This is a genomic window from Achromobacter sp. Root83, assembly GCF_001428845.1.
In the GTDB taxonomy this organism is placed as follows: domain Bacteria; phylum Pseudomonadota; class Gammaproteobacteria; order Burkholderiales; family Burkholderiaceae_B; genus Achromobacter.
The window spans coordinates 14,822-38,565 of sequence record NZ_LMIU01000012.1 but is presented as its reverse complement, the minus strand read 5'-3'; the positions used below and the strand labels follow the sequence as shown (position 1 = coordinate 38,565).

The window sequence follows — 23,744 nt, the reverse complement described above, 5'->3', positions numbered from 1 at the left end:
TCGCCCCATGTCCAGAGCTTCCTCCCAACGCCCGCGCCGCCCCGCCGCCCGGGGCGAACACTTCAATCCCCATGTTCCCGGCATCCAGTACGGCGCGCTGGACGACCTGGTCGGCTATGCCATCCGGCGCGCCCAGATCCTGATCTATGAGGACTTCCTGTCGGCACTGGCGCCATGGGACATCACGCCCCAGCGCTATTCGGCGCTGACGCTGATCGCGGCCAATGCCAGCCTGAAGCTGGCCGACCTTGCGCGCATCCTGGGCATCGCGCGCTCGGGCGCCGTGCAGATCGTCAATCAGCTACAGGGCCTGGGGTATGTGGAAAGGCAGGAGGCCGAGCGCGACAGGCGCGCCTATGCGCTGGCCATGACGGAAGCCGGCCGGGCGGCGCTGGCCGCCATCACGCAGGCGGTGCAGGCGCACGACGCCCACATCAGCGCGAGGCTGGGCGCGGCCGACCGGCGAAAACTGATCGGCTTATTGGGAAAGCTGGGATAGCGGGCGCCTGCCGGCGCCCTTTCACGACGCAGGCAGCTCGCCCGCTGGATTCTTGATCCAGCGGGTTTTTCTTTGCGTGCCGAACCCGGATGCGGGGCCCTCAGGGCATTCCCCTATTACCCCTCGGCCGTCAAAAAACTATCGTATTCGAGAATTATCAAATAAGAGAATTCTCGCTTTCGACAAAAATGACTGCTGAACCCATATTCGATTTCGCCGTGGTCGGCGCCGGCATCGCGGGCGCGTCCGTGGCCTACCGCCTGAGCGCCACGAGGTCCGTGGCCGTGCTGGAGCGCGAGTCCCAACCCGGCTATCACTCCACGGGCCGTTCCGCGGCCATGTTCATGGAGACCTACGGGACAACGCAGATCAAGGCGCTCACGCGTGCCAGCCGCGCCTTCTATGAACATCCGCCGGAAGGCTTCTGCGAGCATCCCCTGCTCAGCCCTCGCGGCGTGCTGTACATCGCCACCCCGGAACAGAAGGGCCTGCTGCACGAGGTGTACGAAGACTTCCACCGCCAGTCGCCCAACGTGACACTGATCGACGCCGCGCAGGCCGTGGCCCGCGTGCCGTGCCTGCGCGAAGACCAGCTCTGCGGCGCGATCGAAGAGCCCGATGCGCGCGACATCGACGTGCACGCGCTGCACCAGGGCTTTCTGCGCGGCATGAGCCGGCAGGGCGCGGTACTGCACAACAACGCCGAACTGGTATCCGCCGCGTACGCGAACGAGGCCTGGACGCTGACGCTGGCCGGCGGCCGCGCCATTCGCGCGCGTGTCCTGGTCAACGCCGCCGGCGCCTGGGCGGACCACGCAGCCGCACTGTGCGGCGCGGCTCCCATCGGCCTGCAGCCCTGCCGCCGCACCGCCTTCACCTTTCCGGGACCCGAAGACATCGACTTCTCCCACTGGCCCGCGGTCGTGGGCGTGGACGAAAGCTATTACTTCAAGCCCGACGCCGGCCAATTGCTGGGTTCGCCCGCCAACGCCGACCCCGTGGCCGCGCATGACGTGGTGCCCGAGGAACTGGACGTTGCCACCGGCATCTACCGCATCGAGACCGCCACGTCACTGACGATCCGCCGCCCGAAGCACACCTGGGCCGGTCTGCGTTCCTTCGTGCGCGACGGCGATTTCGTGGTGGGCTGGGATGCCGGCGCGCCCGCCTTCTTCTGGCTGGCGGCGCAAGGCGGCTATGGCATCCAGACCGCGGCGGCCACATCCGAACTGGCGGCGGCGCTGCTGACACACCACCCCATCCCCGATCACCTGCACGCGCACGGCGTCAACGCCGACGCCGTGCGTCCCGCGCGCTTGCGCTGACCCGACTTCCGACGACCGAGATCCCCCCATGAGCCTCATCACCCGCTACCCCAGTTCCCTGCCCCTGCCGTTTTCACGCGCCACCCAGGCGGGCGGCTTTCTTTTCCTGTCGGGCCAGATTCCGATGGACGCCGCCGGACAGGTCGTGCGCGGCGACATCGCCGCCCAGACGCACGCCGCCATCGAGCGCATCAAGGAAACGCTGGCGCTGGCGGGTGCAAGCCTGAAAGACGTGGTGCGCGTGACGGTGTGGCTGTCGGACCTGACGCTCTTCGCGCAGTTCAACGAAGCCTATCGCAGCCATTTTTCATCCGACTTTCCATCGCGCTCCACCGTCGAGGCCAAGCTGGCCATGGAAGTCGACGTGGAAATCGAGGTGCAGGCCTGGCTGGGCGCTGCCCAGGCCCGGGGCTATGTGCCCAGCCCGTCCTCCGAAGCCTGAATCCGTAGCCGTTCGATTGCATGACACCGTCAGGCCCGGCGCCTGGCGGGGCGACCCCCAAACGCGCGCGCCCCGATGCCCGCGCCCCTCAGTCCCTCTATTGCGCGGAGCGTCATCCATGAAGATTTTTTCCGGGTCCCTGGCGACCGAGACGAACACCTTTTCTCCCATTCCCACTGGCTTGTCGGCCTATCGCTCCCGCGGCTACTACCCCGCCGGCCAGCATCCGGACCGCATGCAGATGTTCTCGGGGCCGCTGTGGGCCGCGCGCCAGCGCGCCGCGGGCAAGGACTGGACGCTCGTCGAAGGCATGACCGCGGGCGCGACGCCCGCCGGCATCACCACCCGCCACGCCTACGAAACCCTGCGCGACGAACTGCTCGATGACCTGCGCCGCACGGGCAAGGTCGATATCGTCCTGTTCGGCCTGCATGGCGCCATGGTGGCCGACGGCTACGACGACTGCGAAGGCGACCTGCTGCGGCGCGCGCGCGAGATCGTCGGCCCCGGCACCGTGATCGGGGCCGAACTGGATCCGCACTGCCACCTGACGGACGCCATGGTGAACAGCGCCGACTTCCTGGTCTGTTTCAAGGAATACCCCCATACCGACATCCTGGACCGCGCCTACGACCTGGTGGACCTGTGCGTGGCGCGCGCCGAGGGCCGCATCAAGCCCGCCCGCGCGGTCTACGACTGCGAGATGATTTCCATCATGCACACCAGCCGCGAGCCCATGCGCGGATTCGTGGACCGCCTGCTCGCCATGGAAGGCAAGGAAGGCGTGCTGTCCGTGTCGATTGCGCATGGCTTCCCGTGGGGCGACACGCCGGACATGGGCTCCAAGGTGCTGGTCTATACCGACGGCGACCCCGCGCAGGCCGAGTCGTTGGCGCGCGCGCTGGGCGAAGAGATCATCGGCTTTCGCGACCAGCTCGCCCCGCCCTACCCCGGCGCGGACGAAGCGCTGGACCAGGCCCTGGCGCACAAGGAATTCCCCGTGGTGCTGGCGGATTCCGCCGACAACGCGGGCGGCGGCGCACCCAGCGACGCCACCTTCATTCTTGATCGCGTGCTGGCGCGCGGCATCACCGACGTCGCCACCGGCCCGTTCTGGGACCCGGTGTCCGTGCAGTTGTGCTTTGAAGCCGGCGAAGGCTCCCAGATCAAACTGCGCGTGGGCGGCAAGGTGGCGCCGGTGTCGGGCCAGCCGCTGGACCTGGACTGCGAGATCCTGGCGCTCAGGCGCGACGCGGTCATGACGGGCCTGGCCGGCACGCCGGCGCTGCTGGGCGACGTTGCCGTCGTGCGCACCCGCGGCGTGACCATCGTGATGACCACCTCGCGCACCCAGGCGATGGGCACCGACCTGTTTACGCAGTTCGGCGTGGACCTGCAGGCGATGAAGCTCATCATCGTGAAATCGTCCCAGCACTTCTACGCCTCGTACTCGAAGGTGGGCCGCCACGTCATCTATGTAGAGACGCCGGGCGCCATCACGCAGGACGTCAACGCGCTGCCTTTCACCAAGCGCAGATTGCCCAAGTGGCCGTTCAAGGCCTGAGGCAGGGGCCCAAGGCGCCAACCATTGCCGCCCGTGACGGGCATACAGAACCAACAAGGGGATATCGATGATCAGACGTTTTAGCCTGCTGGGAGCCGCCGCGCTCCTGGCCATGACGGCCGCCACCGGCGCGCTTGCCCAGACCAAGACCCTGCGTCTGGTGCCGCACGCGGACCTGAAGACGCTGGACCCGCTGTTCAACACCGCCTACATCACGCGCAACCATGGCTACATGGTGTTCGACACGCTGTTCTCGCAGGACAGCAAGGGCCAGGTCAAGCCGCAGATGGTCGACACCTGGACCAAGTCCGAGGACGGCAGGACCTGGACCTTCACCCTGCGCCCGGGCCTGAAGTTCAACAACGGCACGCCAGTGACGGCCGAGGACTGCATTGCCTCGGTGCAGCGCTGGGCAAAGAAGGACACCCTGGGCCAGGCCATGATGGCGGCCGGCGCCGAATTCGCCGCCACGTCGGAAAACACCTTCACGCTGACGCTGAAGGAACCCTTCGGCCTGGTGCTCGACGCGCTGTCCAAGCCGTCCGGCATGCCGCCGTTCATCATGCCCAAGCGTCTGGCCATGACGGACCCGAACACCCAGGTGACCGAGATGGTCGGATCGGGCCCTTTCCTGTTCAAGCGCGATGAATGGGTGCCGGGCAACAAGGTGGTCTATGTGAAGAATCCCGCCTACGTGCCCCGCGCCGAAGCGCCAGACGGCCTGGCAGGCGGGAAGAACGTGAAGGTGGACCGCGTGGAATGGGTCTACATTCCCGACGGCAACACCTCTACCGCCGCGCTGATGAACGGCGAAGTCGACATGATCGAACAGGTCACGCCGGACTTCCTGCCCGTGCTCGAAACCAACCCGGACATCACGCTGAGCACCTCGGTGGCCTCGCAGGGCATGGTCATCCTCAACGCGCTGCATCCGCCGTTCAACAACCCGCTGGCCCGCCAGGCGCTGTATTACCTGGTCAGCCAGAAGGAAATGCTGACCGCCATGGGCTATCCGGACAAATACCGCGTCGACTATTGCGCCACCATGTACATCTGCGGCTCGCCCCTGGCCACCGATGCGGGCGCGGCGCCCTACGCCAAGACCGACGTCGCCCGCGCCAAGCAACTGCTGCAGGAGGCCGGCTACAAGGGCGAAAAGGTCGTGCTGCTGTATCCGACCGACCACCTGAGCGCGCCCGCCGTGATGGTACTGGCGCAGAACATGAAGAAGGCCGGCGTGAACGTGGACCTGCAATCCATGGACTGGGCCTCGCTCGCCGGCCGCCGCCTGAAGAAGGATCCGCCCGCCCAGGGCGGCTGGAACATCTTCCTGACCTGGGGCGGCTACTTCGACGCCAGCACGCCGGTGACCAACCCCTGGCTGTCCGCCGCCTGCGGCAACAGCCTGCCGGGCTGGCCCTGCGACAAGGACCTGGATACGCTGCGCACCAGCTGGATCCGCGAGACCGACGCCGCCAAGCGCAAGGACATCGCCGCGCAGATACAGGCGCGCGCCTACCAGACCGTGCCTTACGTCATGTGGGGGGAGTTCAAGCCCGTCTTCGCGGTGCGCGGCCTCAAGCACACCGATCTGATCAAGTCCGGCATTCCGGTGATGTGGAATATCGAGAAACCGTAAGGCAGACGCCGGGCGCCATGCGCGTCCGGCCGCAAGCCGGGGGGAATCCAGCGTGAAATACATCCTGCGCCGCATCGCGGCCGTCATTCCAGTCATGGCCGTCGTGGCGGTCGTGGTGTTCCTGCTGATACACCTGTCGCCGGGCGATCCGGCGGCGGTGATCGCGGGCGACAACGCCACCGCCGACGACGTCGAGAAAATCCGGCAGAACCTGGGGCTGGACAAGCCCGTGCTGCAGCAGTTCGTCATCTGGGTCAGCCACATCGCCGTCGGCGACCTGGGCACGTCGATGTCCACGCAGATGCCCGTCTCGCAACTGATCGGGCAGCGCATGGGGCCGACGGTGTCCATCGCCCTTTTCACGATGCTGTTCGCGGTTCTGGCGGCGATTCCCCTGGGCGTGCTGGCCGCGTGGAACGCCGGACGGTGGCTGGACAGGCTGGTGATGATAGGCGCGGTCTGCGCTTTCTCGGTGCCGGTGTTCCTGATCGGGTACAGCCTGGTCTATGGTTTTTCCATCAAGCTGGGCTGGCTGCCGGTGCAGGGCTACAAACCCATGGCGGATGGCATCGTGCCCTACCTGCGCCATCTGGTGCTGCCCTGTCTGTCGCTGGGCCTGGTCTACATGGCGCTGCTGACGCGCATGACGCGCGCCACCATGCTGGAAGCCCTGTCCGAAGACTACATCCGCACCGCCCGCGCCAAGGGCCTGTCGGCCGGTCCCATCGTGTGGCATGCGCTGAAGAACGCGGCCAGCCCCATCGTCACCACCATCGGCGTGGGCGTCGCCCTGCTGATCGGCGGAGTCGTTGTCACCGAAACCGTGTTCGCGATTCCCGGCCTGGGCCGGCTGACCATCGACGCCGTGCTGCGCCACGACTATCCCGTGATCCAGGGCGTGCTGCTGGTGGCCTCCGGCATCTACGTGCTGATCAACCTGCTGGTCGACCTGAGCTACCGGCTCTTCGACCCCCGCATCCGCTACTAAGAAGGGGCAACGCATGTCCACGACCACCCTGCCGCTTCCCGCTCAACGGCCGCGCCTGCGGCGCGCCTTCAGATCCCTGCGCCGCCACCCCATGCTGTATGCGGGCGGCGCGATCCTGCTGGTGCTGGCGGCCATCGCCCTGGCCGCGCCCTGGCTCGCCACCGTCGACCCGCAGGACATCAATCCGATGGCGCGCATGAAGCCGCCATCGGCCGAGCACCTGTTCGGCACCGACGCACTCGGCCGCGACGTCTATTCCCGCACCGTCTGGGGCGCCCGCATATCGCTGCTGGTCGGTATCGTGGTGGCCGTCGTCTCCACCGTGGCGGGCGTGGTGCTGGGCATGCTGGCCGGATACTTCCGCCGCATCGATGCCTTCATCATGCGCATCATGGACGGCCTGATGGCCATACCTGGCGTGCTGCTGGCGATCGCCCTGATGGCCACGCTGAAGGGCGGCCTGGGCACCGTCATCATCGCCATTGTCGTCCCCGAGGTCCCGCGCGTCGTCCGCCTGGTGCGCGCGCTGGTGCTGACCATCCGCGAACAGCCCTACATCGAGGCGGCCGTTTCGGTGGGCACGCGGGTGCCGTCGATCCTGCTGCGCCACATCCTGCCCAACCTGTTCGCCCCGCTGATGGTGCAGGCCACCTTCATCGCCGCGTCGGCCATCCTGACCGAGGCCGTGCTGAGCTTCCTGGGCGTGGGTATCCCGCCGCATATCCCGAGCTGGGGCAACATCATGGCCGAAGGCCGCAACTTCGTGGCGGTGGCGTTCCACATCATCCTGTATCCCGGCCTGTTCCTGGGCGTGGCCGTGCTGGCCGTCAACCTGGTCGGCGACGGGCTGCGCGACATGCTCGATCCCCGTCTGGCCAAAAAGCTGTAGGAGCGCCCATGCAACCCAATCCTGTCTTGCGCGTGCATGACCTGACCACCTGCTTCGACGGAGACGAGACGACCGTCGTGGCGGTCGACAAGCTGTCGTTCGACCTGCTGCCCGGCGAAACCCTGGGCCTGGTCGGCGAATCCGGCTGCGGCAAGAGCGTCACGTCCCTGTCCATCATGCGCCTCTTGCGCGCCCCCGGGCGCGTCGCCGGCGGCAGCATCGAGTTCGACGGGCGCGACCTGCTGGCGCTGCCCGAGAAAGCCATGCGCGCCATCCGCGGCAACCAGATCTCGATGATCTTCCAGGAGCCCATGACCTCTTTGAACCCCGTGATCACGGTGGGCAAGCAGATCAGCGAATCGCTCATGCTGCACCAGGGTCTGTCGCGCCGCGAGGCCTTGAAGCAGGCCGAGGCGCTGCTCGACCTGGTGCAGATTTCCGATCCCGCGCGCCGTGTGCGCGAGTATCCCTATCAGCTCTCGGGCGGCATGCGCCAGCGTGCCATGATCGCGATGGCGCTGGCATGCCAGCCCAAGGTCCTGATCGCCGACGAGCCCACCACCGCGCTGGACGTCACCATCCAGGCGCAGATCCTGCACCTGCTGCGCGACATCCAGGCCCGGCTGGGCACGGCCATCGTGCTGATCACGCACGACCTGGGCGTGGTCGCGCAGATGTGCCAGCGGGTCATCGTCATGTATGCGGGCCGCAAGGTGGAGGAAGGCAGCGTGGACGATGTGCTGGACCGGCCGCAGCATCCCTACACCCAGGCGCTCATCCGTTCCCTGCCGGACTTCGTCGACGGCCAGGACCACACGGCGCGGCTGGCCGAGCTGCCCGGCATCGTGCCGGTGATGACGCCCGAATCGCGCGGCTGCGCGTTCGCCGCGCGCTGCCCCCAGGCCCTGCCGCGCTGCGCCCACGAGAAGCCGCCCGCCATCGATACCGGCCACCGCCACCGCGTCTGGTGCTGGGCCCGCCAGTCCGCACCGGCGCCCACCGCCCTGACCGCGTGAGACCCGCCATGAACCTTCACGACACCCCTCTCCCGTCCGAGGCGCCCGCTCCCGTCCCCATGCTGGAAGTCATCGGCCTCAAAAAGCACTTTCCCGTGGACGGCGGGCGCGGTGCGAAAGTGCTGCGAGCCGTCGACGGAATTTCCTTGTCCGTTCCGCGCGGCCAGACCTTGAGCCTGGTCGGTGAATCCGGCTGCGGCAAGTCCACCACCGGGAAATGCCTGATCCGGCTCACCGATCCCACCGAAGGCCGCATCCTCCTCGAAGGCGAAGATCTGGCGAAGATGAACAGCAGCGAACTGCGCGCCATGCGCCGGCGCATGCAGTTCATCTTCCAGGATCCGTTTTCTTCCATGAATCCGCGCATGCGCGTACGCGACATCATCGGCGAGCCCCTGCGCAACTTCGGCCACGACCGCGCCGCCATCCGCGAACGCGTGGCGCAGCTGCTGGCGCGCGTCAGCCTGCGGCCCGACGCCGCCGACCGCTACCCCCACGAGTTCTCCGGCGGACAGCGCCAGCGCATCGTCATCGCGCGCGCCCTGGCGCTGGACCCTGGCTTGATCGTCTGCGACGAGCCGGTGTCGGCGCTGGACGTCTCCGTCCAGGCGCAGGTCATCAACCTGCTGATGGACCTGCAGCGCGATCTGGGCCTGACCTACGTGTTCATCTCCCACGACCTGAGCGTGGTGCGCCACATCAGCCACCGCGTGGCCGTGATGTACCTGGGCAAGATCGTCGAGACCGGCACGCGCGACGCCATCTTCGACCGCCCGGCCCACCCCTACACCCGCGCGCTGCTGGCCGCCGTGCCCTCGGCGCGCCAGGGCGAGCGCACCCCGGTCGAAGTGCTGACGGGCGAAATCCCCAGCCCGCTGTCGCCCCCGTCGGGCTGCGCGTTCCGCACCCGCTGCCCGATGGCGCGGCCGCGCTGCGCCGAAGAAACCCCTCTGCCCCGCCAGGTCGCCCCCGAGCAGCACGTTGCCTGCCACTTTGCCTGAATCCTTTTTGCCGGAGATCCGCATGTCCCAGCCCGACGCCACCCCGTTTGACTACATTCTTGCAGGCGGCACCGTCATCGACGGCACCAACACCCCCGGCCAGCGCGCCGACGTCGGCGTGCGTGGCGACCGGATCGCCGCGGTGGGCGACCTGGCGGCCAGCGCCGCCCGCCGCCGGATCGACGTGTCGGGCAAGGTCGTGGCGCCCGGCTTCATCGACTCGCACACGCACGACGATAACTACCTGCTCAAGCACCGCCACATGACGCCCAAGATTTCGCAGGGCGTCACCACCGTGGTCACCGGCAACTGCGGCATCAGCCTGGCGCCGCTGGCGCACGCCACGCCGCCCCCGCCCCTGGACCTGCTGGACGAAGGCGGCTCCTACCGCTTCGAACGCTTCTCCGACTACCTGGACGCGTTGCGCGCCACGCCCGCCGCCGTCAACGCCGCCTGCATGGTGGGCCACTCCACGCTGCGCGCGGCCGTCATGCCCGACCTGCAGCGCGCAGCCACCCCGGACGAAGTGCAGGCCATGCAATCGCTGGCCGACGACGCCCTGGCCAGCGGCGCCATCGGCATCTCCACCGGCACCTTCTACCCGCCCGCGGCCCAGGCCACCACCGAAGAAATCATCGAGGTCTGCCGCCCGCTCAACACCCACGGCGGCATCTACGCCACGCACATGCGCGACGAGGGCGAGCACATCGTGCAGGCGCTGGAGGAGACCTTCCGCATCGGCCGCGAACTGGACGTGCCCGTCGTGATCTCGCACCACAAGGTGATGGGCCAGCCCAACTTCGGACGTTCCCAGGAAACCCTGCCCCTGATCGAAGCCGCCATGGCCAGACAGGACGTCTCGCTGGACGCCTACCCTTATGTGGCCGGCTCCACCATGCTCAAGCAGGACCGCGTCCTGCTTGCCGGCCGCACGATCATCACCTGGTGCAAGCCTTACCCAGAACTGAGCGGACGCGACCTGGACGAAGTCGCCGCCGAACGCGGCAAGTCCAAGTACGACGTCGTGCAGGACCTGCAGCCCGCCGGCGCGATCTACTTCATGATGGACGAGCCGGACGTGCAACGCATCCTGAAGTTCGGCCCCACCATGATCGGCTCGGACGGCCTGCCCCACGACGAACGCCCCCACCCCCGGCTGTGGGGCACCTTCCCCCGGGTGCTGGGCCATTACTCGCGCGACCTGGGCCTGTTCCCTCTGGAAACCGCCGTCTGGAAAATGACCGGCTTGACCGCCGCCAAATTCGGCCTGGCCGAACGCGGCCAGGTGCAGCCCGGCTACTACGCCGACCTGGTCGTCTTCGACCCCGCCACCGTCGCCGACGCCGCCACCTTCGAGCGTCCCACCGAACGCGCCGCCGGCATCCATTCTGTCTACGTCAACGGCGCGCCGGTCTGGGAAGACCAGGCCTTCACCGGCCAGCATGCGGGGCGCGTCCTGGCCCGGACCGTCGCATGATCCCGAGCAGGCCCCCGCTGGCCGCGTCCCGCCTGCGGACGCGGCCAGCGGGCCTCCCGCCCGATCGGGCCCACCCCTTACAATCCCGCGTAGACGCGGCGCGGCTTGCGGCCCTGCCCCTGCCCTCAACCCCTTGACGCCAGACCGCTACATGGCCCTACCCGGCAATACATCTCCACCCGAAATCGTGGGCAAGGAAGAAATGGGCGCTCGCCTGCGCGCCGAGCGCAAGGCCAGGAAAATGACGCTGCAGGCGTTGTCCCAGGCCAGCGGCATCGCGGTATCGACGCTATCGAAGGCCGAGCTGGGGCAGATCGCCCTGAGCTACGAAAAGTTCGCCGCGCTGGCGCGCGCGCTGGACATCGACATGACCCGCATGTTCATGCTGCGCGACGCCTCCCAGGCCGCCGTCGCGCCCACCTACGTCAAGAACAAGCTGAGCGACGCCCGCGACTACATCACGGAAAATTATCACTACCGCCTGCTGATGGGCGAATACCCCGGCAAAAAGATGCTGCCGATGGTGGCGTTGATCGATTCCCGCAAGGTGGTCGAATTTGAAGACTACATTCGCCATCCGGGGCAGGAATTCGTCGTGGTGCTGTCCGGCAAGGTCCGCATCCAGTTTGAAAACGGCGACAGCGTCGTGCTGGGCCGGCTGGAGTCGGCCTATTTCGACAGCAGCATCGGGCACGTATACCTGTCTTTGAGCAGGAACCCGGCCGAGGTGCTGGCGGTTTGCAGCGATGTCGAGGATGTCCCGTCCCGGCTCAAGGGGGCCTGAAAACAGGCCATCCGATACCGCGCTATCGGGAACCGCGTTTCCCCGGATCCGGCAGACCGGCGGCGCGGCTGGCCGCGTCGGTCGTGGTCCGGTATTCATAGCGGTCGGGCCGGTACGCGGCAATCAGATACTCGATCGGCCTGCCGGCACGGTCGCGCAGCAGACGGCGCAGACTCAGCAAGGGAGATCCTATCGGCACGTCCAGCGGGCCCGAGGTATGCAGGTCCGCCAGTATCGCGGTGATCGCTTCGTCCGCCCCGCCGATCTCGATGCCCATGCGCCGGAAAATTTCCAGCAATGGCTGGGCGGTCAGGTCGCTTTCCTGGAACCGCGACCCAATCGCTTCGGGAACATAGGTGGTCAGGTGCGAAAACGGATGGCCTTCATGCCGCCGTATCCGCACCGACTTCTGGACCCGGCTGTGGGGTTCGAGCTCCAGACGCCGAGCGACGTCGGGATGCGCGGCCTCGTAGCCGAATTCCAGGACGCTGACGTCGGTGTGCTCGCCCATGCTGGACAGATGAGAGAGCAAACTGTCTATGTCCGAAGCGTGCTGCGGGTGCGACAAGACCGCTGAAGGTGAGGGAAATGTCCCGCTGCCCTGCCGGCGCATGACCAACCCTTCGTTGGCCAGCGTCTCAAGCGACCGCCTGATCGTCAGCCGCGAGACACCATACTGCTCTGCCAGCGCATGTTCACCCGGCATCGGCTCGTCCGGGGCGAACTGGCCCGACTCCAGCCGCTGGCGTAACAGTAGATAGACCTTGTGATAAAGCGGTAGCGGATTGCTCGCCAAAATTGGAACCCTAGTCAGCGGTGGCACCCGTGAATTTAACCACTTCGGCATAGCGCTTGATATCTTCGGCCACAAATGCGCTCAGCTCCTGCGGCGTGCTGCTTTGCGGACGCGCGGCATCGGTTTCGAGCAGTTTGCGGAACTCTTCCGAAGCAACCGCCCGGGCGACATGCGTGTTCAGATTCTGCAGCACCGCGGCAGGCAGATCGCGTGGGCCAAAAAGTCCGAACCACGCCGTGGATTCGAAATCCTTGATGCTGGCGCCGATCGGCGGCACGCCCGGAAACTGATCGAGCGCGTATTCGCTGCTGACGCCAAGCACCTTCAGGCTGCCGGCCTTGGTGTGAGGCAGAACATTCATGGTGCTGGCGAACATCATGTCGACCTGGCCGCCCAGCAGATCCGTCAGGGCGGGCGCGGTGCCCTTGTAGGGCACATTCAGGATGTCCAGCTTGCCCATCATCTTCATGCGTTCACCGGCCATGTGCAGGGACGAGCCGATGGAGCCCAGCGCCATGGTGTACTTGCCCGGGCTTTTGCGCACCAGATCCAGAAATTGCTCCATGGTGTCCGCGGGAAAGTCCTTGCGCACGACCAGCACATTGGGCACCTTGGCCAGCATGCTCACGGGCGTGAAGTCCGTATTGGGATCGAACGGCAGCGTCTTGTACAGACTGGCGTTGATTGAAAAACTGCTGAAGCTCACCAACAGCGTATTGCCGTCGTTGGGACTTTTGGCGACCTGGCTGGCCGCGATATTGCCCCCCGCCCCCGGTTTGTTTTCGACCAGCACCGTGCGTCCCATCGTCTTATTGAGTTGCTGGGCGATGCTGCGGGCCACGGTGTCGGTGGTGCCGCCCGGAGGCGCGCCCACGACCAGGCGGATGGGCGCGTTGTCTTGGGCCGCCGCGACGGGAGCCTGGATCAAGGCAACGCCGCCGATCACACCGCAAAAGGCGAACTTGATAAGAGAAAAAGCCATGGGAAGTCTCCGGCGCGTATTTGAATACGCTTGGTCGTAGGGTTATCCAAAAATTGTATGGTTGTAATAATGACAATACATCTTAGGAAAAACACCGAGCTCAAACGCGCGCAGGCATGCTGGCACATGGCTGTCATATACACGGGCCATACTCGTCGGGATACGCGAAAAACCGGCTGGTCCGGGGACGCCGTGGATATTCTTATGAATGGTTTTTCGTTGGCCCGCGCTGCAAGCCGGCTTACGATGCCTGGCATCTACTGGGCTTGGCGCCCGCAGGAATGCTCCAACATGCACCGTTTGATCTCCCCCATTTTGGCCCGCCGCCCGACGCTGCTGGCCGGCCCGCGCAGCGGACGCCGCTACGACGCGGTCTTTTCGCTGAAAGCCCACCTTGAAGCCCGCAAGCTCCATGAATCGGCCCAGCGCATCCTTGCCGTCTCCACCCGCTACATGCTGGCGGGCGCAGCGAGCTGAACCGCCCCCGCCGCCGCCCGCATTCCAGGTCCGACGGCGAGATCCAGACTCCTCAGAACCTGATGGCCAGATTGGCCTTGAAGCCATCCTGCCGGGTGTCGCCCGCGAATTGCCCCTGATAGGAAACGCCCAGGGTGGTCAAGGGAGTCAGACTCAGGTCCAGTCCCGCTTCGAGCACGGCGCTATCCTTTGCGATGGGCACCCCCGCAACGGTGTAGGCATTGCCGGCGGCGAAAGCCTGCGTCGATTGCGGCGTGATGTCGCCAAAGGCATGGCGCCAGCCCAGCATGCCGCGCGCCGTGGTGTTCACCTTGCCGATGGCAAAGTTCGTCGAGGCGCGCAGGCCTAGCGTGCTGAACGTGGTTTGCGTCGATTGGCTATTGGCGCGCAAGGCCGCTGCCCCGCCCTGTTCCCGAAAGCCGCCGGTATCGAGGTGGACATAGGCAAGATTGACATAGGGCTGGAATACGGCCGCGGTGGTCTCGATCCGGTAGCCGAACTCGCCGAAGGCCTGGAACGTACCGGCGTCGTAGTCCCCTTCGAGCCTGTCGCCGAATCCCGGAAACACCGCGCCTCGGCGGGTGGAGATGTCGTGCCAGGTATACGCCGCGCCGGAGCGGAACCCGAACGGACCTCGCTGCGTGCCGCCATACAGGCCCAGATGGTAATTGTCGCTGGCGCCCGAGGCGCCGCGATCGTCCACGTCGAAGCTCGTGTGGCTGTAGCCCAGCAACCCGCCCACCCGCCAATTGCCCGCAAGAGGGACGTCGGTGCCCACCAGCACGCCGCCTGTCGACTGGGTCATGCGCGTGGCGTTGCCGTCGCTGTCCGCACGGCCCCAGCCCCCGAAGCCCTGGCTCCAGACGACGAGGCGCTCGGTGGTGGGCGCCACTTGCACCGGGCGGCCTTCCGCGTAGGCCGCCACACGCATCGGCGCAGCGGTCCAGTCCCCGAAAGCGGCGCGGATGCGGTCATTGGCCGCATCGCGCACGAAGTGGCTGTCTTCGATCAATGCCGTCTTGGCCGACGCATGGACCTCGCCAGAAAGCTGATCAAAGGCGGCACGCGCCTGCCCGGCCTCAAGGCCCAGCACGGCGTCATAGACCGGATTGCCGAAACCCGTGCTCTCGACCGCGGCGCCGGTGGCGACCTGGTTGCGGGTCCGGCCGACAAGGCTGAAGCCGGTGTCGTTGCGCACCATCGTCAGATAGACGTTGCTGGGGTCATAGCTCAGGGTGGGATCGAGAAAGGCCAGGTTGGAGGTGGCCTGGGAAAAGGCGCCATTGCGTCCGCCCGCGGCGCTCAGGATCGTGTAGGTGGTGGATGGCGCGAAGACGCCGGCGCCGCCCGCCAGCACCTGCACGGTTCCGCCGTCGATGGAGGCCGCGCCCGCCACCGTCAGCTTGCCGCTCTGGCCGGCCGGGTTGATCCCAACCTGATAGATCGAGCCCGCGTTCATCGCCAGCGTGCCCGAGAAGCGGAGCGTGTCCAGGCCGCTGGCGACCGTGCCAGAGTTGGCGGTGTTGCCGACCGTGCCCGTGCCGCTCAGCAAGCCGCCGGATTGCACCGACACCTCGCCTGCCATGATGCCGTCGACCCGCAGGGTGCCGCCCTGGGCAATCGTCGCGCCCGCCGTCGTCTTCAACGTGATTCCGGTAGGCACAAGCAGGAAACCACTGCTGTCGATCGCTTCCACCGTCGAGTTCGCCCGCACGTTCCAGCGGCTGGTGTAGTCGATATCGACCTGATTGACGATCCCGACGCCCGAGCTGAGCATGGCGCCGGTGAAGAGCGAACGATCCGCCAGCCGGACGGCGATCTGGCGGTTGCCGACTTCCATGTCGCCCAAGAGTGTCGAATTCGTGGCGTTGATCGTGGCGGTGTCCGTGAGGCTTCCCGTTTCGGTATTCAGCAGCAGGCCGCTCCCGCCATTTGCGGTCACCCGCGAGTTGCGCAGGTCGAAGACCGCGGAACCCGAGCCCGTGGCGAACAAGGCAGGCCCCTTGTCCGCCACCACCACGCTGCCCTCCAGAATGGCGCGGTTGCTTCCGCCCAGGCCAAAGATCCGGACCCCGGCGGCGCCCACGCCGGAAGTATGGAGCGTCGAGCCGGAAATGGTGGCTTCAGCCGACTGGCTGAGCGAGACGGCGTGGGCCTGCGCCCCGCTCGTCGCGATCCAGGAATCCATGATCGTGATACCCACGCCAAAATTGCGGACCCCAAGCGCACCCGATCCCGCCGTCGTGATGCTGGCATTGCGTAGGTCGACGGTGGCGTTGGCTGCGGACCAGATTGCGTCCGCGCCATCGCCGTACGTTGCGATCCGTGTCCCGTCTATCCGGACGATGGGCAGCGTCGTTCCAAAGTCGTTGACATAGACTGCCGTCGCGCCCCGTCCAAAAGTCTGGATGCTGCCCCCCTTGATCTGGGCGCTCAGCCCCAGGCTGTAGCCTCGCCCTTCTTCCCCGTGCGTGGTCACGTCGACATTGGTGGCAAACAACCGGTCCATTCGGACGCGGGGAACCGAATTGGTCATGGACACGCCCGCGGTGGATTCCCCCCACGTTTCAACATCCCCATTCGCAAGCTCCACGCGGCCGGGGTTGATCGCCACAACACCGCCTAAAGCGCCCTCGACGGAGGGCGTGCCGCTGCTGGCGTCGAGCCCCGCACGGATGACAAAATTCGTCAGGCTCGCCGATTGGTCTTGCTGGCCGGCCACGGGACCGCCAAGACGGTTGAGAAAGACGCCGGCGCCTCTCAACGTGGTGATGTCGACGTTGCGTAGCACCGCCTGGCTGGAACCCTCCAGGTAGACGCCCGACCCGGTTCTGAACGAAGCATTCAGGTCGCCATTGGCAATGACCTTGACACTGTCCAGATCGATCGAGGCGAGGTTGCCCCCGCTGCCCGCAAGGGACACGGCGTCGGTGCCGTCCGCGGAGACCGCGATGGCGGCGCCTGCCGCGGTTCCCCTGATCACCGCGGTGGCCGGTCCGCTGGCGGCTTCAAGCCGCAGGCCCGATGCACCCGCCCCGCTGGTCGAGATATCGACGGCCGAACCTTCGACCAGGAAACTCCCTGAATTGACGAGAACCGCGTGGGCGTTGTTCGTCGTGGTGCCCGCCACAAACGGCGTGCCATCATCGTGGATATAGGTCTGCCCCGGGCCGACGATCGTCTGTTGCGCGCACGCGGGGGCACTCAGGCTGCTGAGCAAGGCAAGGCCGGATAACGCGGCGGTATTCAACGCGGTAATACTCAGCGCGCCAAGATCGCGAGCCGGTACCCAAAACAATCGGTAGGAAATCCACGAATCAGTTGGCATGCATGAGCCGCTGGGGTTTCCCGGACAGCACCGACCTGCGTGATCGGGCTATCAGGAGCCTCCGGCTGGTTGTCGAAGGCTGTACTACCGCAAAGTTGGCCCGGCGATGAATCGCTCGGGGCCGCGTAAGACCGAGTCCGATTGTAGTCCTGGCGCCAAGCCCTGGCCTGTCCTTTCACCTTGGCCAATGCGCCTCGGGCGCTGGGAGGAGCCACGCGGGCTTCGGCTGTCAGTCCAGATTGGCCTCGACCCCACCCATGGCATCTGATCAGACACACGCGAACCGCGCAGACGAAAAAAAGCCCGTAAGACATTGATTCTTACAGGCTTTTTTCAATTCCAGGTATTCCTGGACAAATTCTTGGTGCCGACGGCGAGACTCGAACTCGCACAGCTTTCGCCACTACCCCCTCAAGATAGCGTGTCTACCAATTTCACCACGTCGGCTTTACCAACCCCGGGAAGGCATGCCTTCCTGGAAAGTCGAGCATTCTATCACGTAAATCGCGGACCGGGAAATGTGTCCCGGTTTTCGCTCGGCGCGCGGGTATCGGCGCGTAAAGCTCGTGTACCCCGTCATCGCACTCGAAGTGCCGCGGCGCCTTCCTCGGCGGCATCGCACACTTTCCCAACGCGCTCTCATTGCCTGCCCGTACCGCAATACGGCGAAAAAAAGGCCGGCATGCGCCGGCCTTTTCCCTTGGTGCCGCTTACTTCGCTGGCGCCGCGGGCGTTTCGGCGGGCTTGCTTTCGCCTGCGGCCGGCGCTGCGGGCGCTGCCGGGACCGACGCATCGGGCTTGGCGGCGGGAGCCGGAGCCGCGCCGGGAACCGACGAGGCGCCAGGAACCGACGAAGCGCCCGGAGCGGCGGGCACCGAACCCGGCGCCTGCGGGACCGAACGGTCAGCCGGGAAGCTTTGCATCACGCCAGAATCGACGGCGGGGCCGCTGGTTCCCTTGTGGCTGACATAAGCCAGGCCGGCGGTGGACGCGAAGAAGACAACGGCGGCCCACTTCGTGGCGCGCGACAGGAAGTTGGCCGCACCGGTGGCGCCAAACAGGCTGCCGGACGAGCCGCTACCGAAAGCGGAGCCCATGTCGGCGCCTTTGCCCTGTTGAAGCAGGACCAGGACGATGATAGCCAGCGCCGAGATCACTTGGACGGCCAGCAGAATTTTGAGCATCAAGGGCATTACAGACTCCGGAACGGAAACTTAGATGGCGGCAATTCGCAAAAATTCTTCGGCCACGAGCGACGCGCCGCCGACCAGGGCTCCGTCGATATCAGTCATGGCGAACAAACTGGCGGCGTTGGCAGCTTTCACGCTGCCGCCGTACAACACTTGCACCTGCGCGGCGCCGAGCGCGCGCAGGGCGGCGCGGATGGCGCCGTGGACTTCCTGAGCCTGCTCCGGGCTGGCGGTGCGGCCGGTGCCGATGGCCCAGACCGGCTCGTAAGCCAGAACCATGCGCGACACGGCGTCGGCGCCCAGGGCCAGCACGGGCTTCAGTTGGCGCTCGATGACGGCCAGCGTGTTGCCGGCTTCGCGGTCAGCCAGAGACTCGCCCACGCAGACCACGGGCGTCAGGCCGGCGGCCAGCGCGGCCTGCGCCTTGGCGGCCACGGCTTCGTCGGTTTCACCGTGCAGCACGCGCCGCTCGGAGTGGCCGGCCAGCGCCCAGCGGCAGCCGAATTCCTTCAGCATGGCGCCCGATACCTCACCGGTGTAGGCGCCCTTGTCGTGCGCGCTGACGTCTTGCGCGCCCCAGGACACGCTGCTGCCGGTCAGGGCCGACGCGGCTTGCGCCAGGTACGGAAACGGAACACAGATACCGATTTCGCAGTGGCCCGCAGCATCCGCGGCACGAAGCTCGGTCAGCAACGCGGCGTTTTCGGCCAGGTTGCCGTGCATCTTCCAGTTGCCCAGCACTAGGCGGGCGCGGTTTTCGACTGAAGTCATGGCGAATTTGTCTGAAGTGGGTAAGGCGGGGTAGAAGGCCCCCGGGTTTAAGGCTCCCAGGGCAGAAGGCCCCCAGGTTCAGGGCCCTGCATAGGGACCTAATGCGGCAACCGCCCACAGGCCTGCCTGGAAAAAATTCCAGGCGAAACCCGAGATTGTATCCTGTTGCGCGGCGCTACGCCGAACGCCGCGCGTTTCTTACATGGTCAGGATGATTTTGCCGATATTTTCACCACCTTCCATCATGGCGTGCGCCTTGGAGGCCTCGGCCAACGGGAAGGTGGCATGGACGATCGGCTTGATGGCTCCCTTTTCCAGCAAGGGCCAGGCCTGCTCGCGCAGGGCGCGCGCAATGGCGCCCTTGAAGGCCACGGGACGGGGACGCAAGGTGGAACCCGTGATCGTCAGGCGGCGGCGCATGACCTGGGACGTATCCACATTGGCGTGCGAGCCGCCCAATTGGGCGATGATGACGATGCGGCCGTCGTCAGCCAGGCATTGCATGTCGCGGGCGATGTAGTCGCCGGCCACCATATCCAGGATCACATCCACGCCGCGCCCGCCGGTGGCATCCAGGACTTCCTTCACGAAGTCCTGGGTCTTGTAGTTGATGCCCTTGTCGGCGCCCAGCGCTTCGACGGCACGGGCGCGGTCATCGCTGCCGACCGTTGCATAGACTTTGTGGCCCAGGGCGCGGGCGAGCTGGATCGCCGTGGTGCCGATGCCGCTGGCGCCGCCATGCACCAGCAAAGCCTCGCCCTCGGACAGACGGCCGCGGTCGAACACATTGCTCCAGACCGTGAAATAGGTTTCCGGCAGGCCGGCGGCCTCGATATCGGACAGACCCTTGGGGATGGGCAGACATTGCGCAACGGGCGCGACGCAGTACTCGGCGTAACCGCCGCCCGCCACCAGCGCGCAAACCTTGTCGCCCACGGCAAAGCCGCTGCCGGCCACGTCGCCGCCCACGATCTCGCCCGCGACTTCCAGGCCCGGCAGGTCGGACGCGCCGCGCGGCGGGGCATAGTTGCCCTTGCGTTGAAACACGTCGGGACGGTTGATGCCCGCGGCGCTCACTTTGATCAGGACTTCACCGGCGCCGGGCTCGGGCGCGGGGCGCTCGGTAGGGACCAGAACTTCGGGACCACCGGGGCGAGAGATTTCTACAGCGTGCATCGCGTGCCTCCTTTGCAGCAAATGGATTATTATTGCGCCCTTTACGGCAGATCGCGTTTTCGTTCGGGCAGAATGTTTGCCAGACGGCCGGAATGCCAGGCAGCACTGCATCAATACCCAGCAATACCCCCGGAAGCGTGGCAGAGTGGTCGATTGCACCGGTCTTGAAAACCGGCAACGGGCAACCGTTCGTGAGTTCGAATCTCACCGCTTCCGCCAAAAGAACAATAAAACCAATTGGTTGCAGGTGCCCCCAGGTGGGCGCCGCGCAAACCTTGACCGTCACAGCGGCCCACGGCGGCCGAAGCCCCGAAATACGTGGACCGCGTTCGCCAGGTCCTGGGGCGCCCCCATTGTTTGAACTGCCCCTGGATACCATCCGCGATGGGCGCCCGGGCCCCACGCAGCGCGCGGCCTTCGCGCGCGCTGAGCGCTGTCGCCAAGCTCAACGCCGTTCCCTGCAGACCCTGGTGATCCCACCTCGCGCAGCCCGCAAAGCCGGGCCGCGGCTCTCTGGCGCCCACCTCATCCAAAGACTGATATCCACCTCGACGGAGTAATCCAAAAGGCGGAATTACACGTGCGCCCCCCTGACCTAGTATCAACGCTGAGCAGTCACTGCTCAATGGCGCGAACGCCATATTGAACATGCCCAAGATGCGAGCCGGCTTTGATATGAGGAGAAATCCTGATGTGCAACGGCAAACAGGTCGCGGTGTTCTTTCTTTCGTTTTTGGTACTGCTGTTTCTTGCGCGTTGGGGCGGAATCAATTTAATGGAACTGATTCCACTCGCCATGACGCTCAGCATCTGTTTCGTATTGGCTGCCGTTTTTGCTTCGTGTCCGTCGCTGACGGATGAGGAGCATGCCACGCCGATGCAAGGAGATTGACGGGGACTTCCGGACCATTGCCGTGGCTGCCCTGCCACCGCCAAGCGCTTCCTTCAGGGGTAGTATGTACGCAGATTCCCCTGGAGGCAGCCATGTACAAGCACATACTCATCCCCATCGACGGTTCCAGCCTGGCCAATTCAGGCCTGGAACAAGGGCTGGCGCTGGCGCGCAAGCTCGATGCCAGCGTGACGGTACTGACGGTATACAGCCCTTTCCAGATGCCCTCCATCGAGACCGTGCAGCTCGAAGGTGTGCGCCAGGTGTACGAACACCAGGCGAAGGAATTGGCGAGCTCCTACTTGTCTGAAGCCGCCGGTAAGGCGAGCGCGGCCGGCGTTGCCTGCACCACCGAATTGCGCGAAAGCGACTCCCCCTACCAGATCATCGTGGACGTTGCGATGACGAAGGGCTGCGACCTCATCGCCATGTCCTCGCACGGACGCAGCGGCATGGCCGCGCTGCTGTTAGGCAGCCAGACCCAAAAAGTGCTGGCGCACTCCACCTTGCCGGTGCTCGTCTACCGCTAGCGAAAATCCCGGTCCGGACGCGGCGCGTCACCCGGCGGCCTGGGCTTCAGGATGAAACGTTCTGGGGATGCCCGCGGCGGCGACGCCGCTGCGCAGGCGTTCCCCGGGCAGCGCATTCGCCAGCAATGCCCGCGCCGCCAACAACCTGGACAGGTCTACACCCGTCCGGTAGCCCATGCTCTCCAGCATGAAGACCAGATCCTCGGTGACGATGTTGCCCGACGCGCCCGGCGCGAAGGGGCAGCCGCCCAGGCCGCCCAGGCAGGAATCGAATCCCCGGATGCCCTCGTCCAGCCCCGCCAGGGCGTTGGCCAGCCCCAGCCCCATCGTGTCGTGCAGATGCAGCTTGGTCAGTTGGCCGCCCACCGCGTCCTGCGTGGCGCGCACCGCCTCGCGCACCAGCGCCGGGTGGGCATAGCCCACGGTATCGGCCAGGGCGATTTCGTCGACACCCGTGCGAGCCACCGCCGCGGCCACTTGCGCCACGCGCCGCACCGGCACCGCGCCTTCCATCGAACAGCCGAACGCCGTGGCCACCGCGGCGTCGATCCGCATGCGTCGCGGCTGCGCCCGCAGCCAGTCGACGATGGACGCCATCATCTCCACCTGCGCGTCCGTACCCTTGCCGACATTCGCGTGGCTGTGCGTGTCGCTGACCGAGATCGGAAACGACAGCACATGCGCGCCCGCCTCATAAGCCGCGATTGCCCCCTTCAGGTTGCAGGCCAGCGCGCAGACGGTGAGCCCGTCGATCTTCAGGACCTCGGGCAGAATCGAGCCCGTGTCCGCCATCTGCGGCACCAGCCTTGGCGACACGAAGCTGCCCACCTCGATCTCCCGCAGGCCCGAGTCGGCCAATTGCCGTATCCAGCGCAGCTTGTCGGCCCCGGGCATCATGCCCTTGGCCATTTGCAGCCCGTCGCGCGGCCCCACTTCGCAAAGCCTGACTTCCTGGTTCATGTGCTGTCCTGCCGTCCTTGTCCGGTTCACTGCTGGATGACGATGCCCGCGCTCTTGATGGTCTGGCGCGCCTTGCCGATATCCGACGCGATCAGCGCGGCGAATTGTTCGCTGGACACCGGGTCGGTCTCCAGTCCCTGGGCCGCCAGCGCCTCCCGCACGTCCTGGCGCGCCAGTAGTTTGTTGAAGTCGGTGTTCAGCCGCGAAACAATGGCGGCCGGTGTCTTCGCCGGAGCCAGCACCCCGTAGTAGGTCACCACGCTGAAATCCTTGTATCCCAGCTCCGCCACGGTCGGCACATCGGGCAGCGCGGGGTTGCGCTTGGGCGAAGTCACCGCCAGGGCGCGCACCTTGCCCGACTTGATGAGGGTTGCCGCCGAAGAGATCGACGAGCCGGCGAATTGCAGATGTCCGCCCATCAGGTCCGCCAGAGCCGGCGCCGATCCCTTGTACGGCACGTGCTGCATCTTGAATCCGGCCTCGTGCTGCAGCATCTCCATCGCGATATGCACGCCGCCGCCGGTACCGGAGGTGCCATAGGAGATCTTGTTGGGCTCCTTCTTGGCGGCCTCGATCACTTCCGGCAGCGTCTTGTAGGGCGAGGCCTCGGCGACCAGCAGCACCATCGGCGTGGTAGCCACCAGCGCCACCGGCGCCAGGTCCTGGACCGGGTCGTAGGCCACCTTCATCAAGAGCGGAATCAGCGTGACGTTATCGGATTGGCCGATCACCAGGTCATAGCCCTGCGCGGGCGACCGTGCCGCCTCGGCCAGGCCCAGCGCCGTTCCCGCGCCCGGCTTGTTCTCCGGCACCACCGCCCAGCCGTTCAGTTCATGCAGCTTGGTGCTCATCAGGCGGCCGATGTAATCGGTGCCGCCACCCGGCGTGGACGGGATGATGATGCGGATGGGCTTGCTGGGGTAATCCTGCGCGTGCGCCGAGCATGCGAAGGCCAATGTGGCCAGCGCGATTAGTTTGCGGATCATCGGGTTGTCTCCTCTTTGATGGACGTCTTGGC

General features: G+C 66.1%; 22 protein-coding genes and 2 tRNA genes. 15 read left to right on the top strand and 9 right to left on the bottom strand.

Going from position 1 to position 23,744, the window contains the following annotated elements; translation table 11 throughout:
* The first annotated feature begins 7 nt into the window (after nt 1-7).
* The 11 genes from ASE30_RS12550 (at nt 8) to ASE30_RS12500 (ending at nt 11,624) form a co-directional block, all read left to right on the top strand.
* A complete protein-coding gene (locus ASE30_RS12550; RefSeq protein ID WP_057284644.1) occupies nt 8-499 on the top strand; it encodes a MarR family winged helix-turn-helix transcriptional regulator in 492 nt (163 codons plus the stop codon).
* A gap of 188 nt (nt 500-687) precedes the next feature.
* Nucleotides 688-1,824, top strand: coding sequence for an FAD-binding oxidoreductase (locus ASE30_RS12545; RefSeq protein WP_057284643.1), 1,137 nt, complete (start codon nt 688-690; stop codon nt 1,822-1,824).
* A 28-nt stretch (nt 1,825-1,852) separates the two neighbouring features.
* On the top strand, nt 1,853-2,266 hold the full coding sequence (locus tag ASE30_RS12540; RefSeq protein WP_057284642.1) for a RidA family protein: 414 nt from the start codon (nt 1,853-1,855) through the stop codon (nt 2,264-2,266).
* A 118-nt stretch (nt 2,267-2,384) separates the two neighbouring features.
* Nucleotides 2,385-3,830 carry a M81 family metallopeptidase gene (locus tag ASE30_RS12535; protein ID WP_057284641.1) on the top strand — a complete coding sequence of 482 codons (1,446 nt, stop codon included), beginning with the start codon at nt 2,385-2,387 and terminating at the stop codon, nt 3,828-3,830.
* Between the two features lie 67 nt (nt 3,831-3,897).
* Nucleotides 3,898-5,469: an ABC transporter substrate-binding protein gene (locus ASE30_RS12530; RefSeq protein WP_057284640.1), complete on the top strand. Its 1,572-nt coding sequence runs from the start codon at nt 3,898-3,900 to the stop codon at nt 5,467-5,469.
* 52 nt (nt 5,470-5,521) lie between these two features.
* Nucleotides 5,522-6,457 (top strand): ABC transporter permease, encoded by a 936-nt coding sequence (locus ASE30_RS12525; RefSeq protein WP_057284639.1) that lies wholly within the window; start codon nt 5,522-5,524, stop codon nt 6,455-6,457.
* A 13-nt stretch (nt 6,458-6,470) separates the two neighbouring features.
* Nucleotides 6,471-7,346, top strand: a complete 876-nt coding sequence (locus ASE30_RS12520; RefSeq protein WP_057284638.1) for an ABC transporter permease — start codon at nt 6,471-6,473, stop codon at nt 7,344-7,346.
* An 8-nt stretch (nt 7,347-7,354) separates the two neighbouring features.
* Nucleotides 7,355-8,362 carry an ABC transporter ATP-binding protein gene (locus tag ASE30_RS12515; RefSeq protein ID WP_057284637.1) on the top strand — a complete coding sequence of 336 codons (1,008 nt, stop codon included), beginning with the start codon at nt 7,355-7,357 and terminating at the stop codon, nt 8,360-8,362.
* An 8-nt stretch (nt 8,363-8,370) separates the two neighbouring features.
* Complete coding sequence (locus ASE30_RS12510) at nt 8,371-9,363, top strand: ABC transporter ATP-binding protein (RefSeq protein WP_057284636.1); 993 nt, start codon at nt 8,371-8,373, stop codon at nt 9,361-9,363.
* 22 nt (nt 9,364-9,385) lie between these two features.
* Nucleotides 9,386-10,840, top strand: a complete 1,455-nt coding sequence (locus ASE30_RS12505; protein WP_057284635.1) for an amidohydrolase family protein — start codon at nt 9,386-9,388, stop codon at nt 10,838-10,840.
* 151 nt (nt 10,841-10,991) lie between these two features.
* A complete protein-coding gene (locus tag ASE30_RS12500) occupies nt 10,992-11,624 on the top strand; it encodes a helix-turn-helix domain-containing protein (protein WP_057284634.1) in 633 nt (210 codons plus the stop codon).
* Nucleotides 11,625-11,646: 22 nt separating this feature from the next.
* On the opposite strand, the gene ASE30_RS12495 is transcribed toward ASE30_RS12500, so the two are convergent.
* Together ASE30_RS12495 and ASE30_RS12490 are read right to left on the bottom strand one after the other, a co-directional pair.
* Entirely contained in the window at nt 11,647-12,420 is a 774-nt protein-coding gene (locus ASE30_RS12495) for a GntR family transcriptional regulator (protein WP_156407635.1), read from the bottom strand.
* Nucleotides 12,421-12,430: 10 nt separating this feature from the next.
* On the bottom strand, nt 12,431-13,402 hold the full coding sequence (locus ASE30_RS12490; protein ID WP_057284633.1) for a tripartite tricarboxylate transporter substrate binding protein: 972 nt from the start codon (nt 13,400-13,402) through the stop codon (nt 12,431-12,433).
* A 291-nt stretch (nt 13,403-13,693) separates the two neighbouring features.
* Here ASE30_RS12490 and ASE30_RS12485 point away from each other — a divergent pair, with 291 nt between their 5' ends.
* Nucleotides 13,694-13,879, top strand: a complete 186-nt coding sequence (locus tag ASE30_RS12485) for a hypothetical protein (protein ID WP_057285179.1) — start codon at nt 13,694-13,696, stop codon at nt 13,877-13,879.
* A gap of 52 nt (nt 13,880-13,931) precedes the next feature.
* On the opposite strand, the gene ASE30_RS28525 is transcribed toward ASE30_RS12485, so the two are convergent.
* The 5 genes from ASE30_RS28525 to ASE30_RS12460 all read right to left on the bottom strand — a co-directional run bounded on the left by ASE30_RS28525 (nt 13,932) and on the right by ASE30_RS12460 (nt 20,344).
* Complete coding sequence (locus tag ASE30_RS28525; protein WP_162259922.1) at nt 13,932-17,129, bottom strand: autotransporter domain-containing protein; 3,198 nt, start codon at nt 17,127-17,129, stop codon at nt 13,932-13,934.
* A gap of 440 nt (nt 17,130-17,569) precedes the next feature.
* Nucleotides 17,570-17,654 (bottom strand) — tRNA-Leu (locus tag ASE30_RS12475).
* A gap of 263 nt (nt 17,655-17,917) precedes the next feature.
* Nucleotides 17,918-18,400: a preprotein translocase subunit SecG gene (gene secG, locus ASE30_RS12470; protein ID WP_057284632.1), complete on the bottom strand. Its 483-nt coding sequence runs from the start codon at nt 18,398-18,400 to the stop codon at nt 17,918-17,920.
* A 21-nt stretch (nt 18,401-18,421) separates the two neighbouring features.
* Nucleotides 18,422-19,168: a triose-phosphate isomerase gene (gene tpiA, locus ASE30_RS12465; RefSeq protein ID WP_057284631.1), complete on the bottom strand. Its 747-nt coding sequence runs from the start codon at nt 19,166-19,168 to the stop codon at nt 18,422-18,424.
* 198 nt (nt 19,169-19,366) lie between these two features.
* Nucleotides 19,367-20,344 (bottom strand): NAD(P)H-quinone oxidoreductase, encoded by a 978-nt coding sequence (locus ASE30_RS12460; RefSeq protein ID WP_057284630.1) that lies wholly within the window; start codon nt 20,342-20,344, stop codon nt 19,367-19,369.
* A 131-nt stretch (nt 20,345-20,475) separates the two neighbouring features.
* Here ASE30_RS12460 and ASE30_RS12455 point away from each other — a divergent pair.
* The 3 genes from ASE30_RS12455 (at nt 20,476) to ASE30_RS12445 (ending at nt 21,766) form a co-directional block, all read left to right on the top strand.
* Nucleotides 20,476-20,563: transfer RNA gene (locus ASE30_RS12455), tRNA-Ser, on the top strand.
* Nucleotides 20,564-21,035: 472 nt separating this feature from the next.
* Nucleotides 21,036-21,236 carry a hypothetical protein gene (locus ASE30_RS12450; protein ID WP_057284629.1) on the top strand — a complete coding sequence of 67 codons (201 nt, stop codon included), beginning with the start codon at nt 21,036-21,038 and terminating at the stop codon, nt 21,234-21,236.
* Between the two features lie 92 nt (nt 21,237-21,328).
* A complete protein-coding gene (locus tag ASE30_RS12445; RefSeq protein ID WP_057284628.1) occupies nt 21,329-21,766 on the top strand; it encodes a universal stress protein in 438 nt (145 codons plus the stop codon).
* A 27-nt stretch (nt 21,767-21,793) separates the two neighbouring features.
* Here the strand turns inward: ASE30_RS12445 and ASE30_RS12440 are convergent, their stop codons facing one another.
* Nucleotides 21,794-22,726: a hydroxymethylglutaryl-CoA lyase gene (locus tag ASE30_RS12440; RefSeq protein WP_057284627.1), complete on the bottom strand. Its 933-nt coding sequence runs from the start codon at nt 22,724-22,726 to the stop codon at nt 21,794-21,796.
* Between the two features lie 26 nt (nt 22,727-22,752).
* The gene (locus ASE30_RS12435; protein WP_057284626.1) at nt 22,753-23,712 is read right to left on the bottom strand and encodes a tripartite tricarboxylate transporter substrate binding protein; all 960 of its coding nucleotides are present in this window, start codon (nt 23,710-23,712) and stop codon (nt 22,753-22,755) included.
* Nucleotides 23,713-23,744: the final 32 nt, after the last annotated feature.

Excerpts from the sequence above, each read along its gene's own strand:
- ASE30_RS12550 (WP_057284644.1), top strand. The coding sequence starts at position 8 with ATGTCCAGAGCTTCCTCCCAACGCCCGCGCCGCCCCGCCGCCCGGGGC.
- ASE30_RS12545 (WP_057284643.1), top strand. The coding sequence starts at position 688 with ATGACTGCTGAACCCATATTCGATTTCGCCGTGGTCGGCGCCGGCATC.
- ASE30_RS12540 (WP_057284642.1), top strand. The coding sequence starts at position 1,853 with ATGAGCCTCATCACCCGCTACCCCAGTTCCCTGCCCCTGCCGTTTTCA.
- ASE30_RS12535 (WP_057284641.1), top strand. The coding sequence starts at position 2,385 with ATGAAGATTTTTTCCGGGTCCCTGGCGACCGAGACGAACACCTTTTCT.
- ASE30_RS12530 (WP_057284640.1), top strand. The coding sequence starts at position 3,898 with ATGATCAGACGTTTTAGCCTGCTGGGAGCCGCCGCGCTCCTGGCCATG.
- ASE30_RS12520 (WP_057284638.1), top strand. The coding sequence starts at position 6,471 with ATGTCCACGACCACCCTGCCGCTTCCCGCTCAACGGCCGCGCCTGCGG.
- ASE30_RS12515 (WP_057284637.1), top strand. The coding sequence starts at position 7,355 with ATGCAACCCAATCCTGTCTTGCGCGTGCATGACCTGACCACCTGCTTC.
- ASE30_RS12510 (WP_057284636.1), top strand. The coding sequence starts at position 8,371 with ATGAACCTTCACGACACCCCTCTCCCGTCCGAGGCGCCCGCTCCCGTC.
- ASE30_RS12505 (WP_057284635.1), top strand. The coding sequence starts at position 9,386 with ATGTCCCAGCCCGACGCCACCCCGTTTGACTACATTCTTGCAGGCGGC.
- ASE30_RS12500 (WP_057284634.1), top strand. The coding sequence starts at position 10,992 with ATGGCCCTACCCGGCAATACATCTCCACCCGAAATCGTGGGCAAGGAA.
- ASE30_RS12490 (WP_057284633.1), bottom strand. The coding sequence starts at position 13,402 with ATGGCTTTTTCTCTTATCAAGTTCGCCTTTTGCGGTGTGATCGGCGGC.
- ASE30_RS12485 (WP_057285179.1), top strand. The coding sequence starts at position 13,694 with ATGCACCGTTTGATCTCCCCCATTTTGGCCCGCCGCCCGACGCTGCTG.
- secG (WP_057284632.1), bottom strand. The coding sequence starts at position 18,400 with ATGCCCTTGATGCTCAAAATTCTGCTGGCCGTCCAAGTGATCTCGGCG.
- tpiA (WP_057284631.1), bottom strand. The coding sequence starts at position 19,168 with ATGACTTCAGTCGAAAACCGCGCCCGCCTAGTGCTGGGCAACTGGAAG.
- ASE30_RS12460 (WP_057284630.1), bottom strand. The coding sequence starts at position 20,344 with ATGCACGCTGTAGAAATCTCTCGCCCCGGTGGTCCCGAAGTTCTGGTC.
- ASE30_RS12450 (WP_057284629.1), top strand. The coding sequence starts at position 21,036 with ATGTGCAACGGCAAACAGGTCGCGGTGTTCTTTCTTTCGTTTTTGGTA.
- ASE30_RS12445 (WP_057284628.1), top strand. The coding sequence starts at position 21,329 with ATGTACAAGCACATACTCATCCCCATCGACGGTTCCAGCCTGGCCAAT.
- ASE30_RS12440 (WP_057284627.1), bottom strand. The coding sequence starts at position 22,726 with ATGAACCAGGAAGTCAGGCTTTGCGAAGTGGGGCCGCGCGACGGGCTG.
- ASE30_RS12435 (WP_057284626.1), bottom strand. The coding sequence starts at position 23,712 with ATGATCCGCAAACTAATCGCGCTGGCCACATTGGCCTTCGCATGCTCG.